Origin of the sequence: Mycobacterium sp. 1465703.0 (assembly GCF_001672975.1) — a bacterium.
GTDB lineage: Bacteria > Actinomycetota > Actinomycetes > Mycobacteriales > Mycobacteriaceae > Mycobacterium.
The window spans coordinates 1-1,330 of record NZ_LZKU01000230.1 but is presented as its reverse complement, the minus strand read 5'-3'; the positions used below and the strand labels follow the sequence as shown (position 1 = coordinate 1,330).

The 1,330-nt window shown below is 65.3% G+C and carries 2 protein-coding genes; both read right to left on the bottom strand.

Annotated features, from left to right (window positions below; all coding sequences use genetic code 11):
• On the bottom strand, positions 1-654 hold a 654-nt coding region (locus A5625_RS21650), incomplete at its 3' end, for an ABC transporter substrate-binding protein (RefSeq protein ID WP_156748446.1).
• Positions 655-710: 56 nt separating this feature from the next.
• Entirely contained in the window at positions 711-1,295 is a 585-nt protein-coding gene (locus A5625_RS21645) for a TetR family transcriptional regulator (RefSeq protein WP_066998759.1), read from the bottom strand.
• Positions 1,296-1,330 lie beyond the last annotated feature (35 nt).

Sequence of the window (1,330 nt, the reverse complement as noted above, 5' to 3'; positions counted from 1 at the left end):
CAGCGCGCCGTGCATCAGCAGCGTCTTCTTGCCCGTCCATTGCTGATTCTTCTTGCCGATGTCGGTGAACTTCTGGTCGACACCGGCGATCAACGACTTCATCTGGTCTGCCTGGAAGACCGCCTGACCGATGGTGGTGGCCTGCTCTTTCCACGGCTCGAAGAAGGCATCGCCGTCCGCTTGCGCGACGGTCGGGGCGATGGCGGACAGCTTCTGATAGGTGTCGGCGTCCAAGCCGGCGTTGATGGCCACGATCAGGTCCGGCTTGAGCCCGGCGATTTGATCGACGGGGATGCCGTTGTCCAGGTTCAGCACGGTCGGCTGTGCCCCGCCGAGCTTGGGTGCGGCCCACGGCCAGACCGCGAACGGTTGGTCACCGAACCAGTTGGTCACCGCGATCGGCACCACGCCGACTGCGAGCAGGTCGTCCTGCTCGGTGTAACCGGCGCTGACAACGCGCTTGGGTGGTTCCTTGATGACGGTTTCACCGAACAGGTGGGTGACGGTCACCGATCCCGGGGTGGCGCCCGGAGCCGAACTGCGTGACGAGCATGCCGCCAAAAGCTCCGAGAAGGCGGCCGCACCGCCCACCGCGGCAACCCCGGCAGCCCCTGCGAGCTGCAAGAATCCCCGTCGATTCCATCCCTGTCGCATCGCGTGAGAGTATCGCGTTCCCCCGGCAGAAATGCATCGCCGCGCTGTTGAGGCGTTCAGCCCAGCGGCATGCCGGCATCCATGAAATCCAGGGCCCGAAAGATCGTGTCGGCCGTCTTCGGCGCACTGTCGTAGGCGGCCATCATGGCGCCGGTCAGCGCCCCCGCGAACACTCGGACTTCGAAATCGTCTGCGGCACGGCCGATCCGGTGTGCGATTGCCTCGGCGGCCACTGTCACGGTGCGGTAGTACTCGTCGTACATCGCCGCCTTGAGCTCGGGTATTGAGAACATCAGCCGCTGCCGGGTGTTCTCGAACTCCAGCTGATCGTCCGGCAATTGGGCGATGACGGCCTCATACGCCCGTCGGAAGGCCTGTGCCAGAGACAGGTTGCGCGGCTGGGCCTTCAACGCCTCCAGGATCAGCGGGTCGAGGTCGTCGGCGAGCAGCAGCGATTCCTTGGATCCGAAATACCGGAAGAAGGTGCTCGGCGACACGTCGGCCGCGTCGGCGATCTGCTCGACGGTGGTCGCGGCGTAGCCGTTCTCCTCGATGAGGCGAAACGCCTCGCGCCGGATGGCGCGGCGGGTTTTGATTTTTTTGCGCTCCCGTAGGCCGAGGGGAGCCTCAGTCACCTGCATGCGCCGATTGTCCCGCATCGACGCCGCGCGGTGGC

What these genes read in the sequence shown, in the direction of transcription:
- A5625_RS21645 (WP_066998759.1), bottom strand. Translation starts at nt 1,295, where the DNA reads ATGCAGGTGACTGAGGCTCCCCTCGGCCTACGGGAGCGCAAAAAAATC.